The 21,182-nt window shown below is 70.5% G+C and carries 18 protein-coding genes; 12 read left to right on the forward strand and 6 right to left on the reverse strand.

Going from position 1 to position 21,182, the window contains the following annotated elements; translation table 11 throughout:
• The first annotated feature begins 70 nt into the window (after nt 1-70).
• Complete coding sequence (locus tag IL992_RS35070; RefSeq protein ID WP_193207608.1) at nt 71-2,803, forward strand: ABC transporter substrate-binding protein; 2,733 nt, start codon at nt 71-73, stop codon at nt 2,801-2,803.
• Between the two features lie 130 nt (nt 2,804-2,933).
• Here IL992_RS35070 and IL992_RS35075 read toward each other — a convergent pair whose 3' ends face one another.
• Nucleotides 2,934-4,040 (reverse strand): citrate synthase 2, encoded by a 1,107-nt coding sequence (locus IL992_RS35075; RefSeq protein WP_193207609.1) that lies wholly within the window; start codon nt 4,038-4,040, stop codon nt 2,934-2,936.
• 143 nt (nt 4,041-4,183) lie between these two features.
• Here IL992_RS35075 and pdxH point away from each other — a divergent pair, with 143 nt between their 5' ends.
• Nucleotides 4,184-4,855 carry a pyridoxamine 5'-phosphate oxidase gene (gene pdxH, locus IL992_RS35080; RefSeq protein WP_193207610.1) on the forward strand — a complete coding sequence of 224 codons (672 nt, stop codon included), beginning with the start codon at nt 4,184-4,186 and terminating at the stop codon, nt 4,853-4,855.
• Between the two features lie 20 nt (nt 4,856-4,875).
• Here pdxH and IL992_RS35085 read toward each other — a convergent pair whose 3' ends face one another.
• Nucleotides 4,876-5,487 carry a UdgX family uracil-DNA binding protein gene (locus tag IL992_RS35085; protein ID WP_193207611.1) on the reverse strand — a complete coding sequence of 204 codons (612 nt, stop codon included), beginning with the start codon at nt 5,485-5,487 and terminating at the stop codon, nt 4,876-4,878.
• A gap of 78 nt (nt 5,488-5,565) precedes the next feature.
• On the opposite strand from IL992_RS35085, the gene IL992_RS35090 reads away from it, so the two are divergent.
• Entirely contained in the window at nt 5,566-6,270 is a 705-nt protein-coding gene (locus IL992_RS35090; RefSeq protein ID WP_139580490.1) for a metal-dependent transcriptional regulator, read from the forward strand.
• Nucleotides 6,271-6,390: 120 nt separating this feature from the next.
• The gene (locus IL992_RS35095; RefSeq protein WP_193207612.1) at nt 6,391-8,619 is read left to right on the forward strand and encodes an ATP-binding SpoIIE family protein phosphatase; all 2,229 of its coding nucleotides are present in this window, start codon (nt 6,391-6,393) and stop codon (nt 8,617-8,619) included.
• Nucleotides 8,620-8,657: 38 nt separating this feature from the next.
• Here the strand turns inward: IL992_RS35095 and IL992_RS35100 are convergent, their stop codons facing one another.
• Nucleotides 8,658-9,548 carry a hypothetical protein gene (locus tag IL992_RS35100; RefSeq protein ID WP_193207613.1) on the reverse strand — a complete coding sequence of 297 codons (891 nt, stop codon included), beginning with the start codon at nt 9,546-9,548 and terminating at the stop codon, nt 8,658-8,660.
• A gap of 186 nt (nt 9,549-9,734) precedes the next feature.
• Nucleotides 9,735-10,919, reverse strand: a complete 1,185-nt coding sequence (locus IL992_RS35105; RefSeq protein ID WP_319019026.1) for an RNA-guided endonuclease InsQ/TnpB family protein — start codon at nt 10,917-10,919, stop codon at nt 9,735-9,737.
• A gap of 176 nt (nt 10,920-11,095) precedes the next feature.
• Here IL992_RS35105 and IL992_RS35110 point away from each other — a divergent pair, with 176 nt between their 5' ends.
• On the forward strand, nt 11,096-11,887 hold the full coding sequence (locus tag IL992_RS35110) for an alpha/beta fold hydrolase (protein WP_193207615.1): 792 nt from the start codon (nt 11,096-11,098) through the stop codon (nt 11,885-11,887).
• A gap of 65 nt (nt 11,888-11,952) precedes the next feature.
• Nucleotides 11,953-12,114: a hypothetical protein gene (locus tag IL992_RS35115; RefSeq protein ID WP_167538831.1), complete on the forward strand. Its 162-nt coding sequence runs from the start codon at nt 11,953-11,955 to the stop codon at nt 12,112-12,114.
• A gap of 9 nt (nt 12,115-12,123) precedes the next feature.
• On the opposite strand, the gene IL992_RS35120 is transcribed toward IL992_RS35115, so the two are convergent.
• Nucleotides 12,124-13,269: an acyl-CoA dehydrogenase family protein gene (locus IL992_RS35120; RefSeq protein WP_193207616.1), complete on the reverse strand. Its 1,146-nt coding sequence runs from the start codon at nt 13,267-13,269 to the stop codon at nt 12,124-12,126.
• Between the two features lie 238 nt (nt 13,270-13,507).
• Here IL992_RS35120 and IL992_RS35125 point away from each other — a divergent pair, with 238 nt between their 5' ends.
• The gene (locus IL992_RS35125; protein ID WP_193207617.1) at nt 13,508-14,935 is read left to right on the forward strand and encodes a hypothetical protein; all 1,428 of its coding nucleotides are present in this window, start codon (nt 13,508-13,510) and stop codon (nt 14,933-14,935) included.
• A gap of 11 nt (nt 14,936-14,946) precedes the next feature.
• Entirely contained in the window at nt 14,947-15,840 is an 894-nt protein-coding gene (locus IL992_RS35130) for a class F sortase (protein WP_193207618.1), read from the forward strand.
• A gap of 11 nt (nt 15,841-15,851) precedes the next feature.
• On the opposite strand, the gene IL992_RS35135 is transcribed toward IL992_RS35130, so the two are convergent.
• Nucleotides 15,852-16,604, reverse strand: a complete 753-nt coding sequence (locus tag IL992_RS35135) for a hypothetical protein (protein ID WP_193207619.1) — start codon at nt 16,602-16,604, stop codon at nt 15,852-15,854.
• A 148-nt stretch (nt 16,605-16,752) separates the two neighbouring features.
• Here IL992_RS35135 and IL992_RS35140 point away from each other — a divergent pair, with 148 nt between their 5' ends.
• The 4 genes from IL992_RS35140 (at nt 16,753) to IL992_RS35155 (ending at nt 21,122) form a co-directional block, all read left to right on the forward strand.
• Nucleotides 16,753-18,030 (forward strand): hypothetical protein, encoded by a 1,278-nt coding sequence (locus IL992_RS35140; RefSeq protein ID WP_193207620.1) that lies wholly within the window; start codon nt 16,753-16,755, stop codon nt 18,028-18,030.
• 273 nt (nt 18,031-18,303) lie between these two features.
• Nucleotides 18,304-19,119 carry a hypothetical protein gene (locus IL992_RS35145; protein ID WP_193207621.1) on the forward strand — a complete coding sequence of 272 codons (816 nt, stop codon included), beginning with the start codon at nt 18,304-18,306 and terminating at the stop codon, nt 19,117-19,119.
• Nucleotides 19,120-19,128: 9 nt separating this feature from the next.
• On the forward strand, nt 19,129-20,043 hold the full coding sequence (locus IL992_RS35150; protein ID WP_193207622.1) for a class F sortase: 915 nt from the start codon (nt 19,129-19,131) through the stop codon (nt 20,041-20,043).
• 80 nt (nt 20,044-20,123) lie between these two features.
• A complete protein-coding gene (locus IL992_RS35155) occupies nt 20,124-21,122 on the forward strand; it encodes a hypothetical protein (protein ID WP_193207623.1) in 999 nt (332 codons plus the stop codon).
• Nucleotides 21,123-21,182 lie beyond the last annotated feature (60 nt).

The following is a 21,182-nucleotide window of genomic DNA, read 5'->3' on the forward strand; positions in this document are numbered from 1 at the left end:
AGACATCATGGTCCCGTTTTAAGATCACGCACCACCTCAAGAATGGACTCCACCCCCGGGAGACATCCGCGTGGCCGACCCGCACGCCGTCATCGAGGCACTGGTTCGCAGGCCGTTCTTCTGGCGCTCCGACCGCCCACTGCCCCTCGTTCTCGTGGTCGGTCGCGACGGCGGCGCCTTCGACACGGCCCGGGGGCTCGCCGAGCCCTTCGAGGACTCCCTCCCGCAGGCCACGGTCAGGGCGGGGGAGTACGACACGCTGCGCGAGCTCGTCGCGGCGCTGGCGGGGGAGCGCGGCCAGCTCGGCATGCCCGTCGGCGGCTCATTCCTGCCCCCGCCGCGATTTCCGCTCGTCCAGTTCGTGCTGTGGGCGCGGCGCCAGCGCGAGGAGCCGCCTCCCGGGGAGCCGGTCGACGTGCCGGGCCGGACCTGGCCGCCCGACCCCCAGTCGCGTACGGGCCAGGAGGAGTTCAAGGAGCGGCTCAAGGACTGGCGCAGGGGCAGGTACGGCGGGGACCGGGGGCGCAGGACCGCGGCGGACTTCCTCGGCCGCGCGGCCACCACCTGGGTGCCGGTGGGCACGCTCGCCGCCTGGGGGCTCGGCGGCGCCTCCGACCTGGTCGGCCTGATCCCGTGGGCGCTCGGCGTGCTCGTCGCCGTCGTCGGCACGTTGATCCAGGCGATGCTCTCGATCAGGGGATCCCTCTTCAACGGCTGGTTCAGGAAACAGCCCTACCTGACCAGGAAGCCCTTCGAGCGCCTGGCGAAGTACGCGCTGCGCATCGCCAACGCGAGCGAGGCGGAGGTCGAGCGGCTGCTCGTCCACGCGCTGTGCCGGGACCTGCGCCAGGCGTACCAGAAGTGGCTGATCCCGTGGCCGAGTTGGGGGCGCGGCCTTTACGCGATGCTGGTCCTCGACGCGCGGTGGTCCGGCGACGTCAACGAGCGGTTCCTGCGCACGCTGGAGGAGACGGTCGAGGAGACCGGGCTGTTGCCGCCGCTCCTGGTGCTGGCCGCCGTGCCCGAGTCGTACGCGCCGGGCAGCCGGCCGGTCACCGCGGGCCGGATGTCGGACCTGTCCGCGCTGGTGGCGTCGTGGCGGACGGCGGCGCGGCGGCGGGTGCCGCCGTTGCGGCTGATGGTCAGCGCGCCCGCGATCCCGCTGGACGACGACTACCGGCCGCGCCTTGTGGGCAGCCGGATGCGGGCGATCGGCTACTGGTGCGTGATGACGCTCCTGCTCATCGGTCCTGTCGTCCTGCTCGGGCGCATCCAGCAGGACCGCAACGCGCACTGCGGCGGCCTGTCCTGGGTCGAGCGCATCGGCAAGGAGTGCGTCGGCGTCCTGAACGCCGACGGGCCCACCCCGGACGGGCTCTTCCCGTCGAGCGAGATAACGAGGCTCGTCGCCCGGATCGACCGCAACAACGACCTGGCCAGGGAGGCCGGGACGTACGTGAGCGTGGTGCTGTTCGGCGAGTACTCCGTCGCGCAGGACCAGAACGACAGCGCGTTCGTCGGGGCCCGGGCGGAGCTGACGGCCGTGGAGGAGTACCAGCGCGGCGTCTCCGGCGCGCCCCGCCTCCAGGTGCTCGTGGCCAACTCCGGCACGAACTTCCGCCAGGGGCGGCGTACGGCGGAGCTGGTCAGCGAGATGGCGGCCGAGGACCCCCGCGTCCTCGGCGTGATCGGCTTCCAGCGCAGCGTCCGCGGCGTCGAGGAGGCCATCCAGACCCTGAACACGGCGAAGATCCCGATGCTGGTGACCACCGCGACCGCCGACCGGCTCGGGTATCTGGCGGACGACCCCGCTCGGTCCGGGGCCGGCTACTCCTCGCCGTACGTGTTCCGCCTGGGGCCGTCGAACCGGCGGCAGGCGCGGCTGGCCGCCAGGTTCGCCCGCTACCGGCTCCTCGGCGGTGTGCTCAAGCCGTCCGCGGTGGTCGTCCAGGACCAGACGGACGACGACAACTACACGAACAACCTCGCCGACGACTACGCGGACGAGGCCGGCGCGGTGGGGATCACGGTCAGCGACCGCGTCGCGTACAAGGACCGGGGAACGGGCATGGACCTCGCGGTGAGCCGGGCCTGCGGGCACGGGCCCGACCTGCTCCTCTACGCGGGCCGTGCGGCCGACTTCCTCGACTTCCTGCGCTACGTCGAGGGCAAGGACTGCGGCAAGGAGCAGATCAAGGTCCTCGCGGGCGACGACGTCATCAAAGCGGTGGCCAACAGCGGCGCGGTGATCGGCGACTACCGGCGCGTCCAGGTCTACTACGCGGCGCTGGCGAGCCGCGAGCTGTGGCGCGGCAACACCGTGGCGCCGACGGGCTTCGTGCGGAGCCTGCTGAGCGGACGGCACCCGAAGGAGTCCGACGACAACCTCATCCTCAGCTACGACGCCGCCAAGCTCTTCTACGAGCGCGTCAACGCGGCCTATCGTGGCGGGCTGCCCAGCAGGGGGGACATGCTCTACCAGATCTCCCTCGTCTCCCCGCGCGACAGGTGGAACGGTTCGAGCGGCGTGATCTCGTTCGGCGCCGCCGCCCACGAGCCCGAGGACAAGGCCATCGCGATCATGAAGGTGAACGGATCGGGCAGGTCCGAGGTCGCGTTCCGCTGCGGCCGCCTGGCGACCACCGAGATCGAGGACGGCAAGGAGAAGGACAGCAAGGAGAGGATCTGCCGGAACCTCGACGGGGAGCGCGCGGCCCAGGACGCCCCTGCGGTCTCGTCCGGGGTCTCGTCCGCGAGCCCGTCGGCGCCCCCGCGCAAGGACGCCGCCGACCCCGGCCGGTGACGCGTCCGGGCACGGAAACGGCCCGCCCCTCGGGAAGGGGCGGGCCGTCAAGGGTGCTGACGGTGCGCGGGCGGGCCCGGCGGCCTCTCGGAGCGTGTGGCACGCCGCAGGGCCGCGACCGCGCCGAGGCTCAGACCTTGCCGATGACCTCGGAGGCGCCGGGCACCTCGTTGATGGAGCGCTGCTTCGGGCCCACGTAGTTGGCGCTGGGGCGGACCAGCCTGCCCGTGCGCTTCTGCTCCAGGATGTGGGCGGCCCAGCCGGCGGTCCGGGCGCAGGTGAACATCGAGGTGAACATGTTCGACGGCACCTCGGCGAAGTCGAGGACCACCGCGGCCCAGTACTCCACGTTGGTCGCGAGGACCCGGTCCGGCTTGCGGGCGTGCAGCTCCTCGAGCGCGGCGGTCTCCAGCGCGGCGGCGACCTCGTAGCGCGGCGCGCCCAGCTCCTTGGCCGTACGGCGCAGCACGCGGGCACGCGGGTCCTCGGCCCGGTAGACCCGGTGGCCGAAGCCCATGAGCCGCTGGCCCTTGTCCAGCTCGCTCTGGACATACTTGCGGGCGTCACCCATCTTCTCGACGCCCTCGATCATGTGCAGCACCCGTGCGGGCGCGCCGCCGTGCAGCGGGCCGGACATCGCGCCGACCGCGCCCGAAAGGGCGGCCGCCACGTCGGCGCCGGTGGAGGCGATCACGCGGGCGGTGAACGTCGAGGCGTTCATGCCGTGCTCCGCGGCCGACGTCCAGTAGGCGTCGATGGCCTTCACGTGCTTGGGATCGGGCTCACCACGCCAGCGGACCATGAAGCGCTCGACGATGCTCTCGGCCTCGTCGACGCGCTTCTGCGGGACCATGGGCAGTCCCAGGCCGCGGGCCGACTGCGCGACGAACGACAGAGCGGTCACCGAGGCGCGTGCGAGATCGTCGCGGGCCTGGTCGTCGTCGATGTCGAGCAGCGGGCGGAAGCCGTACGAAGGCGCCAGCATGGCCAGCGCGCTCTGTACGTCTACTCGGATGTCGCCGGAATGGACGGGAAGTGGGTACGGCTCCGCCGGGGGCAGGCCCGGCTGGAACGTATTGTCGACGAGCAGGCCCCAGACGTGTCCATAGGAGACGTTGCCCACGAGCTCTTCGATGTCGACGCCCCGGTATCGCAGGGCGCCCCCTTCTTTGTCCGGTTCCGCGATCTCGGTCTCGAACGCCACCACGCCTTCGAGCCCGGGTTTGAAGTCGGACATTCTCGGCCGCCTCCCTCTCTTGTGAAGTCCAGAGCCTTGATGTCGAGATACCGGCGGGTCAATTTAACCCGCAGCGCCCGACTGTCGCGCCCCCGGCCCTACCCAACGGGGTTCTCCCAGGTAGGGGCCACCGAGCGAGACGTATGCCGAACACGCGAGAATACCTTTCCGTGGACAGCGCTTCGCACCTTCCCGGGCTCCGGCACAGTTACGAAGGTGAGCCCCTGCTCGAATCCGGCATGGCCGCCGACCCGGTGACACAGTTCGCGCTGTGGTTCGCGGACGCGGTCGCCGCGGGCCTGCCCGAACCGAACGCCATGGTCGTCGCCACCAGCTCCGCCGGTGGCCGTCCCTCCGCCCGCACCGTCCTTCTCAAGGGCTTCGACGAGCGCGGGTTCGTCTTCTTCACCAACTACGAGTCTCGCAAGGGCCGCGACCTCGGTGAGAACCCGCGGGCCTGCCTGCTGTTCCCGTGGCATCCCATCAGGCGGCAGGTCCGCGTGGAGGGCTCCGTCGTACGGCTCCCGCGCGAGGACAGCGCCGCCTACTTCCACTCTCGCCCGTACGGCTCCCGCATCGGCGCGTGGGCCTCCCGTCAGTCGGCCGTCGTGGAGTCGAGGGAGCGGCTCGACGCGAGGTTCCGGGAGTTGGCCGCGCGCTGGCCGGAGGACCCGCCGGTGCCGGACTTCTGGGGCGGCTTCCGGGTGATGCCGGCCGAGGTCGAGTTCTGGCAGGGCCAGACCGACCGCATGCACGACCGGCTCCGCTACCGGCGAGCCGGCGGATCCTGGACGCTGGAGCGCCTCGCCCCCTGAGGCGCCGCTGCCGATGGCGATCAGGGCAGCCTGGCCGCGACCTTGAGATCGGCGAGGAAGCCGGAGTACGCCTCGTCCCGGTCGGGCGCGCGCAGGATCGCCGAGGGGTGGATCGTCGCCACGTAGTACGCCCCCTCGCGCCGGGGGACCGGCTCCCCCCGATGCCTGGTGACGCGGAAGTCCGGGCCCAGCAGGGCCCGGGCGGCCGTGGCCCCCAGCACCACCGTCACCTCCGGGTCCACCAGACGCATCTCGGCCTCGAGCCAGGGCCGGCAGGCGTTGATCTCTCCCACGGTGGGCTTCTGGTGGATTCTGCGTTTGCCGCGGGGCTCGTACTTGAAGTGTTTGACCGCGTTGGTCACGTACACCGCCTCGCGCTCGATGCCCGCCTCTTCGAGCGCCTTGTCGAGCATGCGCCCCGCGGGCCCGACGAACGGCGCGCCCTCGCGGTCCTCCTGGTCGCCCGGCTGCTCGCCGACCAGCATGAACCGTGCGTCGGGAACGCCCTCGCCGAAGACCGTCTGCGTGGCGGCGCGGTAGAGGTCGCAGCCCTCGCAGTGCCGTGCGGCCTCCCTGAGCGCGGGCAGGCTGATCTCCGCCGGAAGGAATCGCTGGGCTCCGATGTTTCCCATCCTGGGTCGCTTCCCCAATAGGGTCGGCTGCGAACACGGGGGAGGTCGTAGCATCGATTTACAAGGACTGGAGGAGCCTTGACCGCACACGGCCTGATCGACACGACGGAGATGTACCTCCGGACGATCTTCGAGCTCGAAGAGGAGGGCATCGTCCCGCTGCGCGCCCGGATCGCCGAGCGACTGCAGCAGAGCGGTCCGACCGTCAGCCAGACGGTGGCGCGCATGGAGCGCGACGGCCTGGTCAAGGTCGAGGGGGACAGGCACCTCAGCATGACCGCGCTGGGCCGCACGCTGGCCATCCGCGTCATGCGCAAGCACCGCCTCGCGGAATGCCTGTTGACGCAGGTGATCGGCATGCCGTGGGAAGAGGTCCACATCGAGGCGTGCCGCTGGGAGCACGTGATGTCGGAGTCGGTGGAGACCCGGCTCGTGAACCTTCTCAAGAACCCCCGGGTGTGCCCGCACGGCAACCCGATCCCCGGTCTGGACGAGCTGGGGGTGCCGCAGTCCGGTTCGGCCGGGGATGAGATGGTGTCTCCCATGGTGACCCTCGCGGGACAGGCCCCCGTGCCCGTTGTAGTGCGCCGAATCAGCGAACAAGTGCAAAGCGATCCCGCCGTGATGCTTAAACTCAAGCAAGTTGGGATACAACCCGGACGCGAGGTGACGCTCGCGGCGAGTGACAACGGTGTAACGGTGACTGGTGATGGTGAGGTGGGAACCACGACCGCGGACCTTCCGAGGGACGTCGCCTCACACGTTTTTGTCACCAGACGATGACGGAATGAGTTGTGCCTGGTTGAATCCCCTAGGGAGTCCTTTCATTTCTCGCGACCCAGCCTTCGCAGGAGCGCCCGTGCCCGGCATAGCGAATCCACCTCGTCAAGGGACGGTCGTGGCATGAGGCGATGGGGAGATCTGTCACAGGACGCCGACGACCACCTTTCCGCCGGTTCCGTTCTCGACCACGCGGAGATGGCCGTGGTCGTGACCGACCGGTTCAGCAATGTCCTGTACTGGAATCCCTTCGCCGAGCAGCTGTTCGGCCGTGTGGGCGCGTCTCCGGGCAAGGAGTCGCTGCACACCCTCGGGATCTCGGAGAAGGACCATCCGCTCGCGGCCGAACTGGCCAAGCACGTGCTGCGCGGCGGTGTGTGGGAGGGCACGTTCGACGTGGCCCGCGGCGACGGCACGACGATCTACGTGCGCGCGCAGGCCGTGCCGCTGCGGCACCCCTCCGGCTCCGTGAGCGGCATCGTGATCACCGCGCGCGAGGCGATGCGCAGCAACGAGCGTGAGAAGGACCGCTTCGGCCTGCTCGAGCGGATCGGTGAGCGGCTCGCCGGCTCCCTGTACGTCGAGGAGACGCTCAACCGGGTCGCGGAGATGCTCGTCCCGCAGTTCGCCGACCACTGCTTCATCGAACTGAACGAGGGCGACCGCCTGGTGCGCAAGGTCTCCACGCACGTGAACGGCTGGACGCCGCCGCCGGACACCTGGCGGCCGGTCGGCGCGGAGATCAGATACCCCCTCGGGCACTACGCCGAGACCGCCCTGCGTCGCCAGGAGACGATCCTCGTCGAGGACTTCTCCCAGGTCAGCTACCCGGCGGCGAGCGAGGGCGCGGCCCGGCTGTGCGGCGAGATCGGGATGACCTCGGCCATCGCCGCCCCCTTGTGCGTGCGCGGCGAGACGCTCGGCCTGATGTACCTCGGCCTGTCGAACCTCACGAACCGCCGTTCGCCCCACTACGACACCTTCGACCGCGACTTCGTCGGCGCCATCGCCACCCGCGTCGCGCTCGCCGTCGACAACGCGCTGCTGTTCGAGGAGGAGCGGCACACCGCCGAGTCGTTCCAGAAGCACCTGCTCCCGCGTCAGCCGCTGCCCTCGCTCGACGGCCTGGAGATCGCGGTCCGCTACTACCCGGCCGCTCCGCTCGCCTCGCACGGCCAGGGCATCCAGACCCAGGTGGGCGGCGACTGGTACGACGTGATCCCGCTGTCGGCCGGCCGCGTCGGCATCGTGATCGGCGACGTCGAGGGCCGGGGGGCCAAGGCGGCGGCGGTCATGGGCCAGCTCAGGGCCGCGTTGCGGGCCTTCGCCCAGGACGACAAACCGCCCGCCGACATCCTCGCCCGGCTGGACGAGTGGACCAGGATCGTCGCCGCGCCCGAACACGACGACTTCGGTGCCGACATCACCAACCCGCCGATCGTCACCTGCCAATACATGGTGTACGACGCGTGGTCGAGGCAGCTGTCGTTCGCCAACGCCGGGCACGCGCCGCCGCTGCTGATCGTGGACGGCGAGGTCAGGGACCTGGACATCACCGAGGTCGGCCAGCCGCTGGGGGTGCGGGCCAAGGGCATGCACGCCGACCTGGTCTACAAGGAGGAGACGAGGGAGCTGCCGCCCGGCGCGACCCTGCTCCTCTACACCGACGGCCTGGTCGACCGCAGGCCGCCACGCGACTCCGCCACGGGCGTCCCCGGCGACGACGAGGCGCTCGACGTCCTGCGTGAGAAGCTGGCCAAGGCGTCGGGGGAATCCGTCGAGCGCATCGCCGACCTGGCCACGGTGGCCGTTCCCGGCGAGATCGACGACGACATGGCCATCCTCGTCGTCCGCTCGGCGGGAACGGAGCTGCAGTCCCAGGAGCGTACGTTCCCGGCCCAGCCGATCATGGTGAGCGAGGCGCGGCGGATGGCGTCCGAGGCGTTCGCCGGATGGCAGGTGCCCGAGGAACGCGCGGAGCTGGCCTGCCTGCTCGTGTCCGAGGTCGTGACCAACGTGGTCCTGCACGCCGCCAGCGCCAGCGTGCCGCGCCGCGAGCTGGTGCTCGACGGGCCGCCGCTGCCGTTCGACGAGTCGTGGGACGTGCCGGGCTTCGAAGAGGAGATCGCGGGCGACAAGGAGTTCACCCTGCGGCTGCGCAGGGGCGCGGAGTCCGTCTGGGTCGAGGTCTTCGACCAGGACCTCCGCCTGCCCCGCATCCGCAGCGCGGGGGAGAACGACGAGGGCGGCCGTGGCCTCTACCTCGTCGACCAGCTCGCGCGACGCTGGGGCTCCCGCCCGACCCGCGAGGGCAAGGCGGTCTGGTTCGAGATCCCCATCGGCGGTCGTTAGTTCCGTGACACGCCCCCGGCGCGGGGGGCGTGTCACGGTCAGTTCTTCTGCTTCATGCAGCTGTAGCCGCTCGGCCGGTCGGGTTCGAGTGTCACCTGCCGCAGCACGGTCGCTTCCATGGAGATGCGGAAGGTCTCCTGGTGCGCGCAGTCGTACAACGCGTACGCGCCCTCGCGTTCGCCGAGCAGCAGCACCTGCACGCCGCCGCGCAGCACCTTGCCGCTTTCGCGGTCGTTGAGCACCACCCACTGGTCCTGGAAGCCCACCATCGACAGGAGCATGCTGGCGGGCCTGCCCTTCTCGGCGACGGCGAGCGCGTCGCTCTCCATCTGCCCCATCAGCGCGAAGCCCAGCCCGATGCCGGTGAACGCGGCCACCACGATCTTCATGCCCGCGCGGCCGGTCGGACGCCGCCGCAGCAGCCGGAACGGCACGAGGAAGGCCAGGGCGCCGATCACCACCGCGGTGATCACGATGCCGGCCAGCGACGTGCCCTCGCCCAGCCCGAGGTAGCCGAGGAAGCCCCAGTAGCTCGCCCCGCACCACAGCGCGCCGGCGGTCGCGGCGGCCCACGGGCGCACGCGTACGGCCTGGGCCAGGCGGAACAGACGGCCGAGAGTGGCCTTGTCGAGCAGCCAGACGGCCGCCACGACGATGCCCGCGATCAGCGCGCCGCCGATGATGAGCAGGATCAGCGTCCCCACCAGGCGGCCGAACATGGTGGCCTGGTCGATGCCCGCCTGCTCCGGACTGATGTTGAAGATGCCGTACACCTGCTGGATGCCGAGATAGAGCAGCGCGTACAGGGCGATGCCGATCGGCACCACGACTGATCCGCTGCGTTCCAGCAAGTCGACGACGCCGGCTTTCACGTCCAGCTCCGGCGGGTCGGCGAGGCCGGTGTGCTCCTCCGGCTTGGTGATGGTCATTTATCGGTTCATTTCGTCTTTGGTCGTCGGACGGAACATGATTGCAGCCCGAGCGGACGAGCACGCATCGGATCCGCCTCGACGGCCGGGGAGCGGACACCACGCGCTGCGCGCTTCTTTCCGGACGTCCCGGGTGCTTGACTCGGACGCGTGACTCCTCCGCTACCGGAAGGGCGCGGCTTCTCGCTAGGCCGCTTCCGCAGCGTCGCGAAGGGCAAGCCCTGCCCTGAGAATGTTGGTGGCCGCGTTCACGTCGGCGTGCGCCTCGTGGCCGCACGCCTGGCATCGGAACCGGGCTTTGGTGAGGCGGTTGTCCTTCGCGCGGTGCCCACAGCGGGCGCAGGTGCGGGAGGTGCCGGCGGGGTTGACCGCGATCGGCTCGCGACCGGCGCTTTCAGCCTTGTGCGCGAGCACACGCAGGAACACCCCCCAACCCGCGTCCAGGATGCTCCGGTTCAGCCCCGTCTTGGCCGCGACGTTTCGCCCAGGCTGGACGATCGTGCCCGACGCGGACCGGGTCATGTTCGCGATCCGCAGGTCCTCGTGCACGATCACGTCATACGCGCGGACCAGCGAGAGCGCCTGCTTGTGCGCGTAGTCCAACCGCCGGCGGCGCACCTTGGCATGCAGCGCGGCGACGCGCGCCACGGCCTTACGGCGACGCGTGGACCCACGCCTTTTACGGGCGAGATCCCGCTGAGCGGCGGCCAGCCGGTCAGCGGACGCGGCCGGGTGCCGCTGGTTTTCGATGCGGTCGCCCTCGGATGTGGTGGCCCGCGACGCAACGTCCATGTCGATGCCCACGACCGCGCCCGTCACGGGCAGGGATTCGGCCGGTACCTCGTCGCACGACAGCACGACGAACCAGCGGGCGCCTTCCCGCTTGACGCTGATCGTCTTGACGGTGCCGAGCACACGGCGGTGCCGGTGGACCCGGACATGCCCGATGCCCTGCAACCGCACGTAGATCGCGGCCGGGTGTTCGGGCTGACGATCCCACCGGCAGCCGTCGCCGTCCTTGGGCCACTCCACCGTGTCGAACCGGCCCCGCCCCTTGAACCGGGGAAACCCCGGCGTGCGCCCGGCCTTCACACGGGCGAAGAACGCCGCGAACGCCTTGTCCAACCGGCGGAGCGTGGCCTGCTGGGAGGAGAACGACCACCGGCTCTGACCGGCGGGGTCATCGGCGCGGATGTGCTTCAACTCGCCCGACTGGTCGCCGTACCGGACCCTCACCCCGGCTCTGCGGTAGGCCGTACGGCGGTGCTCCAAAGCGGCGTTGTAAAGCTCCCGATGGTCGTGCAGGCACTGCGTGAGCGCGGCGGCATGCCTACGGGTGGGGCGCGGCAGGAACTTGAACGACCTGCGCACACCCACCTCCCACGTTCGGTAATTAGATCATCACGCTACTGGAAGGCACCGAAAAAACCCGGAAGGAAATCTGTGATGCGCAGACCACGCAGGTCAGGGCACGCTCGGGCTCTGGCGGCCCTCCCGCTCCCGATTCCCCCGTCCCCTCAAGGCGACGGTCCCCACGGGAGACTTTGATGGAGCTCGCCCACGACCGCCGCGGGAGCGGCCCGCCGCTGGTCCTCCTCCACGGCATCGGTCACCACCGGCACGGCTGGCTGCCGGTCCTCGACCTGCTCGCCGAGCGGCACGACGTCATCGCGGTGGACCTGCCCGGCTTCGGTGAGTCCCCGCCGCTGCCGTACGGCACGCCGTACAACGTGGAGACGCTGGGGCGGGCGGTGCGGGAGTTCTGGACCGGGCGCGGCCTGAGCCGGCCGCACGTCGCGGGCAACTCGCTGGGCGGTTACATCGCGCTCGACCTGGCGTCCTCCGCCGACGTCCGCACGGCCGTCGCGCTGTCTCCCGCCGGGTTCTGGTCCCGGCCCGAGTACGCGTACGCGCGGGCCGTGCTGCGCCTGCTGCGGCTGGCGGCGCGGGCCGACGGGCTGCCCACGCTCGCGACCGGCACGGACGAGGGGAAGGCGCTGGCCTTGGGGCTGTTCGTGGCCCGTCCGGAGCGGCTGTCGCGTGAGGCCGTGCTCGCGGCGGCCACGGCCATGCGCGAATGCGTGGGGTTCGAGGAGACGCTGGACTCGCTGGCGTGGGTCGCGCCGCCCGCGCCGCCCCAGGTGCCGGTCACCATCGCCTGGGGCGACCGCGACCGGCTGCTGCCGCGCCGGCAGGCCGTACGGGCGGCGCGGTGGGCGGGGCAGCGGGCGCTGCTGCTGCGGGGCTGCGGCCACGTGCCGATGAGCGACGACCCGGAACTGGTCGCGCGGGTGATTCTCGAAGGCGGCATCCGCGAAGGCAGCGAAGACCCGCGCTGAGTCTCCCTGTGCCGCTTGTGCCGACGGGCGCGCGGGGGCGGGGAAACCCACGCATACTGATCCGTGTGGACACCGGACTCATCCTTCTGGTCTTCCTGGCGCTCCTGTTCGCGTGGCTGCTGAACAAGGTGCGCCGGTTCTTCCGGCTGAGCCCGGTGGCCTACGGAGGCGTGATGGTCGTGTTCGTGGTGGCCATGCTGCTGATCTGGGGACAGCAGCACAGCTGATCTGTGGCTCTAGAAGCCGAAGGACCGGCCGATGATCTCCTTCATGATCTCGGTGGTGCCCCCGTAGATCGTCTGTACGCGGCTGTCCAGCCAGGCCTTGGCCACCGGATACTCCAGCATGTAGCCGTAGCCGCCGTGGAGCTGGACGCACCGGTCGACAACCTTGTTCTGCAGCTCGGTCGTCCACCACTTGGCCTTGGCCGCGTCCACCGCCGTGAGCTCCTTGGCGTTGAGCGCCCGGACGCACTTGTCCACGTAGTGGCGGGCGATCTCCACCTCCGTGGCCAGTTCGGCCAGCAGGAACCGGGTGTTCTGGAACTTGCCGATGCTGCGGCCGAAGGCCGTACGGTTGCGGCAGTACTCGATCGTCTCCTCCAGCACCGTCTCCGCCGCGGCCACGGCCGCCACCGCGATCGACAGCCGCTCCTGCGGCAGGTTGTTCATGAGCTGGAAGAAGCCCTGGCCCTCCTCGCCGCCCAGCAGATTGGCCACCGGCACCCGGACGTTCTCGAAGAACAGCTCGGCGGTGTCCTGCGCGTGCATGCCGACCTTCTCCAGGTTCCGGCCGCGGGTGAAGCCCTCCATGCCGCGCTCCACCACCAGCAGCGAGGTGCCGCGCGCGCCCGCCGAGGGGTCGGTCTTGGTCACGACCACGACGAGGTCGGAGTTGATGCCGTTGGTGATGAAGGTCTTCTGGCCGTTCACCACGTAGTGGTCGCCCTCGCGGACGGCGGTGGTGCGGATGCCCTGCAGGTCGCTGCCGGCCCCCGGCTCGGTCATCCCGATGGCCGTGATCAGCTCACCGGACGCGAAGCCGGGCAGCCAGCGCTGCTTCTGCTCGTTGTTGGTCAGCTCGACCATGTACGGCGCCATGATGTCGTTGTGCAGGCCGAATCCCAGGCCGCTGGCGCCGACGCGGATGATCTCCTCGACGATCACCATGTTGTAGCGGAAGTCGGTGATCCCCGAGCCGCCGTACTCCTCCGGCACCGAGAAGCCGAACATGCCCAGCTCGCCCGCCTTCTTCCACACCTCGCGGGGGACGATGCCGTCCTTCTCCCACTGCGCGTGGTGGGGGACGACCTCACGGGCCATGAACTCACGGACGGTCTCGCGGAAGAGGTCGTGCTCCTCGTCGAAGAGGTCTCGCCGCATCGGGTACGCCTTCCGGCTCAGAATCTGTTGGCCGCACCAGAATACGATTCTGGTCCTCCGCTGGTCGATCGGCTTCAAGTCGTACGGAGGGTCACAACTCCGAAACCATCGCGATAACGACCCCTTTGACCGCTTCGGTTACCCCTAAGATCTACCTTCGGTTTGCTATAGGCCCGCCAGGGCGGACCTGTGATCGGAGTATGCGGTGATTCGGTGGAAAGCTGGTCTTCCTAGGACCATGGCCGCCTTGGCCCTCGGCCTGGCCGGTACGGCAATTGTCGTCGTGCCGTCGATGACAGCACAGGCCAATACCGCCGACCTCGTCGTCGACTACGCCTGCCAACAGGGCATCGCCACCTCGGGTTCGGGCACCGTCTATCTTCGGACGAAGCTCACCGTTCCCACGACGCTGAACGTCGGCGATCCGCTCAACGTGGCGTGGAAGCTGAACTACAAGGACGCGACGCGCTTCGGAGCGCCCGCGCGGCTGCCCAACGGCGGCCGGATCGAGGTGACCGGGCGGGTCAATCTGACCGGCAGCTGGATCGGGCAGCTTCAGCCCAAGGGGTCCGTGGACCAGCCGGGCGCGATGATCAAGGGCACCCCGCTCAATCTTCCCGACGGCATCGCCGACTTCGCGTACACGGACCGGGAGGGCACCCTCACGGTCAAGCCCGGCAAGCTGTTCGTCGACTTCCGTCCCCCCGCCTCCGAGGTCATGGTCAACGACGACGACCCGGCGATCACCTACAGCGGCGGCTGGGAGAACCTCGAAGGGCAGCCGAGCGGGGACAACGACTACCACCTGGACCTGCACCGGACGACGGTGGCCGGCGCTTGGGCGTCCTTGACCTTCACCGGCACCGGAGTGGACTACGTCGCGCAGCGGGACCGGCGTGCGGGACCGATCGACATCGCCATCGACGGTCAGCCCGGCACTCCGCCCCGGATCGACCCCTCGACGAACGACGACGGCACTCCGGTGAACGACGCCAACAAGGGCGGGCAGACGCTGTGGAAGTTCCGCGGTCTCAAGTACGGCGAGCACACGATCACGATCAAGAACGTCGAGGACGCCAAGTGGGGCCAGCTCGACGCGTTCCGCGTGGTCACTCGGGAGCTGGTCAACCCGCCGCAGGAGTACCGCGCCGAGTGCACGCTCATCAGCGCACCGGTCGGCATTGAGGTGACGATCGGCGGTGGCGACAACCCGGCCAGCCCGTCGCCGGACAGCTCGCCGGACACGTCCGCCTCGCCCGACAGCTCGGCCAGCCCTTCGGGGAGCGCCTCGGCGAGTCCTTCGGCCACGCCCTCGGCCACGCCTTCCCCGTCGCCGAGCGGCGATCAGTCGCCCTCGCCGTCGCCCTCCCCTTCGGCGAGCAGAAGTCCGAACCTGGCGCCCACGCAGAACTACGTGGTGGCGGTGGTCACGCAGGGCAGTCCTTCGCCGACGGCGACGAAGACGGTGACACTGACCGCGACGCCGACCGTGGCGCAGGTGGCGATCACGCCTCAGGGCGGCGCGCAGACCGGTGAGGCTCCGGAGCGTGTGTCGTCCTCGGGCATGCTGCTGATCGGCTCGGGCGGCGCGCTGTTGATGATCGGCATGCTCAGCGGTGTGGCAATGCTCCGGCGCAGGGCGGCGCACTCGGGCGAGCGGAGCTGAGAAGGATGACGATGAACGACACTCCTGACGGTGGCGCTCCCGAGCAGGGCGGCGCGGGCACCGACGCCAAGAAGACGCGTAAGCCGCTGCCCCAGCCGGTCCTCGCGACCCTGCTCGTGGCCGGGTCGTTCGGCGGCATCGCGGCCGTGATGGCCGGGATGCTCGCCGTGCTGAGCCCCTCGGACCCGCCGCAGGAGAGCGGACCGGTCCCGGGTGCGGTGAACGTCCAGGACGCGGGCAACGTGGCCTTCCTGCCGCCCACCGTGGGGCCGGGCGGGCCGGGTGTGCCGCTCACGGCGGCGGACCCGACCGCGCCGCCGCCGCTTCCCGCGATGAAGCCGATCGCCCCGCTGACCTTCACGAGCGCGGCATCGTCATCCCAGACGCCGCTCTCGTCGTCCTCGTCGTCGACCGCCAAGAAGACGACGACGACCAAGAAGGCCACCGGCAGGCCGCTCAAGATCAGCATTCCGGCGATCGGCGTGAAGGCCACGGTGGGCTCGGTGGGCGTGGACAAGACCGGTGCCATCCAGACGCCCCCGCTGAGCAAGCCGAACCTCACCGGCTGGTACCGCTTCGGACCCGCCCCCGGCGACCAGGGGCCGGCGATCATCCTCGGGCACGTGAACACCCGCAAGGGCGCCGCCGTCTTCAGCCGCCTGCGCGAGCTGAAGCGCGGCAACAAGATCGCCGTTCTCCGTGCGGACGGCAAGATGGCGATCTTCACGGTGGACGGGATCGAGCAGGTCAGCAAGTCGACGTTCCCGACGAAGCGGGTCTACAGCAACACGATCACGTCCTCGCTGCGGCTGATCACCTGTGGCGGGGTCTACAACGCCAAGCAGCACCACTACACCGACAACATCATCGTCTACGCGACGCTGACGGAGACAAAGGGCAAGTGATCGCGAGGTGATCAGCCCATGCTGATCACTTCTTCGCCCTCCCGCGTCTCGTGCTCGGGCGGATCGTGCGGCCTGCGCCGTACGGCCGTCCGAGCCGCGCGCTGGACCAGGAGCGTGCCCACCACCGCCGCCACCGCGACGGCCATCAGCGCGTACGGCTGACGCCACGGCGAGGAGTCACCGCCGGCCGCAGAAACCTTGGCCGGCTGAGCGGCCCGGACCGGGCGCGCGGACGCGGCGGGTGTCGCGGCCGGAAGGCGGTTGGGGATGACGGCCGTCGCCTTCCACGGGAATCCTGGCGGCTTCACCGGACCCCAGTAATCCATGACCTCGACGCCGGCGGGCACCGGGAACTGCGGCGGAGCCGCCTTCAGCCCGCCCGGCACCGTGAGCGTGCCGATCTCGTACGGCGCGAACATGCCCTGCACGCCCTGCACCCGCCACCGTCCGGCCGGGACCTTGATCGACGTGGCGAAGTGGGCGGGTTCCGGCAGCCGCGTCCCGTCGAACGTCAGGGCCGTGCCGTCCTCCCCGGTCAGGCGCAGGCCGACCGGTTCGAGCCCGCCGGGGCCCTCGTACGGATGGGTGCCGTGCTGGAGCACCCAGAAGCCCACCGTGTAGGAGACATCGGGCCGCACCTTGGCAGGGAGCGGGTCGAGTTCGGTCACGGCCCAGAATCCGGCCCGCGCGTGAGCGGGCAGGGCCGGTGCGAGGATCGCCGCCATCGCCGCCATCGCCGCGAGCGCCACGAGCAGTCGTCTCACGTCAACACCTCCACCCTCCCTACCGTGGGAGGGCCATGAAGGTTCCCTGAGAATTTCCTGACATGAGACGCTCGACGGTTATGTCGATGGTCAACTGCTGGGAGACTGTTGGCTACGTGTACGTGACTGTGGTGGCAGGAGAGACGTCGTGCCCGACCCCAGTGCCCGGCGCAGGAGCGCCCGGCGTCGCATCGCGGCCCGGTCGGCGGCGGGAGCGACGGCCGCCCTGGCCCTGATGACGTGGCCGGTGCTCGCGGCGACCGAAACCACGACCGTGTCGTACTCCTGCATTCCGGCGGGCGGCGCCGCGGGGACCTACCCCGTGAGCGTGACTCTGGTCGCGCCCGACGACCCGGTGGTGAGCAGCGCGGCGACCGTGACCTGGCGGATCGCTCCAGCCACGCCGTCGGCCGGCCAGAGCGCGATGGTGGCACCGGCGACGGGCATCGCGGCGAACGACGTGGTGATCGCCGAGGGCCTGATGGAGGTGACCGGCGCTCCCGTCGTGAGCGAGTCCGCCACTCCCAGCGCATCGCCGACCCCCACGCCCTCACCGTCGGCGTCGCCTTCCGCGTCGGCCACCCCGTCCCCGTCGGCCTCGCCGTCTCCGGACGACAACGACGACACGGGCGGCAGGGAGTCTCAGGTGGCGACGGACACCTCCGCGACACCGTCCCCGAGTGCGACACCGTCCCCGAGTGCGACGCCGTCCCCGAGTGCGACGCGCTCTCCCAGCGCGACGCCGTCCAGCGACGAGACGGGCTCGCCCACGGACGACACGACGACCGGCACACAGGAGGAGACCCCTTCGGCCGTCACGCTGAGCCCGTCCGCGTCCACGGCGGTTCCGGTCTCCCTCTCACCGTCGGCCACGCTGACGCCGATCCCCGAACTGCTCGTCACGCTGACCCCGACGGCGGAGGGTACGGTCGGAGTCGCGGCCGGCGATTTCACGCTGAAGCTGCGGCAGGCCGGGGACACCACCGGCACGGGGCAGGCGCTCTACACGTGCACGCTGCCGGACTCCGCGACCCGGGCGTCGCTCGCGCTCACCGTGGCCGCATCCTCGTCCGCCTCGCCGTCCCCCTCACCGTCCGCTTCGCCCTCCCCGTCGCCGAGCCCGACCGGCAGCGACGACGCGAGCAGCTCGCCCACTCCCAGCGCCACGGCGACGAGGACTCCGAGCCCTACCCCGACCAGGACCAGGACGGTCACGGCGACCGCCACCGCGGCGGTCTCCCGCACGGCGACCAAGCAGATCAAGACGACACCGCTCGGCGGAGCGCAGACCGGGTCCGGGGGCGACGCGGGCCCGGACGCCCGGCTCGTCGTGCTCACCGGCCTGGCGCTGATGGCCGCGGCGGCGGTCGGAGGGCTGCTGCTGCGGCGCTTCGGCCCGAACCCCGGTTCATACGGCAGGCACTAGCGTCCGGTTGGCGCGGACATGCCGAGAACGCGAGAAAGTTTGAGCAACCGGAGGCGGTCTTGGGGTTTTTGTCCGTAAGATCTCTACCTGACTGTGACCGTATGCTGGAATGCTGGTACGCCTGTTGACTGCGAGCATCGAAGTGGAGAGAAGTCAGTGCTGAAGTCAAAGGCGCGGGGCCGTGTCGCCGGAAGGGCCGCCGCGGCCGGAGTGGTCAGTGCGGGCCTTCTCCTGGGCCTGAGCGCACTCAGTGCGCGAGCCGACACGAAGACCGTGACATACACCTGCACCCCCGGAACGGGCGGCACCGCCGTCACGCACGATTTCACGGTGACGCTCACCGCGAGCACCACGGCGGTGACCGGCACCCAGTACACCGCGACCCTGAGCATCCAGCCGCTCACGACTTCGGCGTTCCCCGCGCCGGTGCAGATCGCGAGCGGCGCGGCGATCGAGTTGCAGCCCACCGTGTCGGCGTCGGCGCTGCCGGCCGGTATGACCGCGGGCGTGTCCACGCCTTCGCCGACCGGTGCGGCGCTGACCTCGGCCGTCGCGGCCCAGGGGACGATGCCGCCGCTCCCCATGGCGACGCTGACCGTCACGCCGTCGACCGGGGCCACCTCCGTCGTGCTGACGGCGAAGGACTTCAAGGTCAGCATGGTCGCGCCCGCCGGCACTGGCACGACCACGACGCCCACCACGCTCTACAACTGCGTGGTCGCGGCGACGGGTGCCAACACGGCGCCTGCCGTGGCGACGATTCCGGTGACGAGCGCCTCGGCGTCCCCGAGCGCGAGCGCGAGCGCGAGTGCCAGCCCCAGCGCCAGTGCCTCCGCGAGCGTCTCGCCCACGCCGCGTAACACCCGGACGGTGTACGAGACGGTTTTCGCGTCGCCCACGCCGTCCAAGACGAAGAAGACGAAGTCCGCCCAGGTCGAGAACACGCCCGGGGGTGGCGCGGCCACCGGCGGCGGAGGCGACGCGGGCCCCGACGCCCGGCTCTTCGTCCTCACCGGCACCGCGCTCATGCTGGCGGCGGGGGCCGGCGGACTCGTGCTCCGGACCCGGCGCCGCCCGGTGAGGCAGTAGGACGAAGCCATGACCACCCCGCCACCTGGACAGTACCCGCCGGGCCAGCCGTACGGCGTGCCTCTCGGGCCGGGCGGGCAGGGCTACCCGCAGCCGGTTTACGGCCAGCCGGTCTTCCAGCCGGTCATGCTGCCCCAGATGCAGCCCGTGCAGCCGGTGCCCCCGCCGCAGCCGCCGGAGGAGAAGCCTCCCGGCGACGGCGCGGCGGCCATCCGGCGGGTGCTGATCACGGCGGCCATCCTGGGCCTGGTCATCGTGATCGTGGGCGTAGTGACCATCGTGAACAACCCCGACGAGTATGCGCCGACCCGTCAAACGCTGAAGCTCGCGGCGCCGCAGAACGGGCTCGCCCCCTCCGTGGGACCGGGCGGCGCCGGGCAGCCGCTGACGCAGGCGGTCGCCGACGCGCCCCCGCCGCTTCCGAAGATCCCGGCCGCCCCGGCCATGCAGCCGTCCACGCCCAAGCGCCTGGTCATTCCCAAGATCGGCGTCAATGCGCCGATAAAGTCGCTCGGCCTCGACCGCAACGGCGCGATCCAGACGCCCCCGATCAGCAACCCGAACCTGGTCGGCTGGTATCGCGGCGGCCCGACGGCGGGTGAGGCGGGTCCGGCCGTCATGCTCGGACACAAGGACACCACCACGCGCAGCGCCGTCTTCACCCGTCTGCACGAACTGGCGTACGGGGACAAGATCGAGGTATACCGCCTCGACGGGACCGTCGCCATCTTCACCGTGGGTGGCGTCGAACAGGCGAACAAGCAGACATTTCCCACCAACCGGGTGTACGGCCACGCCGACAACGCCGAACTCAGGCTGATCACCTGCGGCGGCACCTACAACCACTCGACCGGCCACTATGTCGACAACGTCATCGTCTATGCCCTCATGACGGGTTCGCGGCTCGCGAAGTCCAAGTCCTGAGCCCGGGCACCTCGCCGGAAGGGCTCGTCGCCGGCGGCCGTCGGAGCTATGGTCTCTTCTACCGATCATGAGGAGGGCCTGTGGGCTGGTTCTCGAAACTCCTGCTGCCCGGTCGGCTGCGCACGGGCCCCACGGCGCTGCTGCCCGCCCGGCCGGATCCGAAGACACTGCTGGCGGTCGCGCAACTCGCCGATCCCGAGGCGAGGACCGACGGCGACGACATACTCGCGGGCGGGTCGCGCATCCAGTCGCCCGTCGAACTGACCGGAGACGTCCTCGCCAAGCTCGGCGTGCCCGACGAGGACAGGCTCTGGGCGTGCCGGATCGCCGCCGAGGGCCCGCTGCCGGTGGACTTCTTCGACAAGAGCCTGGCCGAGGGCATCGCGTACCGCCTGGGCGGCTGGTCACTCTGCCAGGGCGAGCCGCTCGATCCGGCGGAGGACGGCGGTGACCCGCTGGTCTACCTGCCGGCCGTGCCGGAGCCCGAGGAGATCCTGCCGATCCTGCGCGGGCTACTGGGTCTCGTCGAGGCCGTGGACACCGAACAGTGGCCCGAAGGGGAACTCGTCGACGGCGTCGTCCACGTTCCCGTACGCCGTGGCCGGGTGGCCGACGTCTACGCGGGCGCCGACGTGCTGGTCACGATCGAAGAGGGGCATCGCATGCCGCCCGCCGCCCAGACCCGCTGGCCGTACCTCACGGAGATCGCCATCGCCCGGGTCTCCCCAGTCGCGCGTAGGGAGGAGACGCGAGGCGAGGACGCGGGACATGCCGGTGCGGCCTCCGGGGAAGCGGCCGACGGCCCGGCGGAAGACGTGACGAGCGCGGCCGCGGCCGAGAGCACGCCGGACGCCGGCACCGACGTGGAGGAAGCCGGCGCCGACGCCTCAGAGGACCCCCTCATCGCCGCCGGCATCGTGGATGGGGACATGGTGCGTGAGGACGACAAGCGGGTGGAACTGGTGGGGCGAGCGGCCATCGCGGTGACGCTCGCGAACGGCCTGCGGGGAATCGCTGCCGACAGCCGGGGTTTCCAGCTAGTCGAGCCCGCCGACGTGCTTCCCGGAGGTTATGCCTGAGCCCTGCCCGTCAACCATGCCCATACCGTCGCCTCCCCCGACGAAAGTTCTGATGTAACC

This window comes from Microbispora sitophila, assembly GCF_014892245.1.
GTDB classification, from domain to species: domain Bacteria; phylum Actinomycetota; class Actinomycetes; order Streptosporangiales; family Streptosporangiaceae; genus Microbispora; species Microbispora siamensis.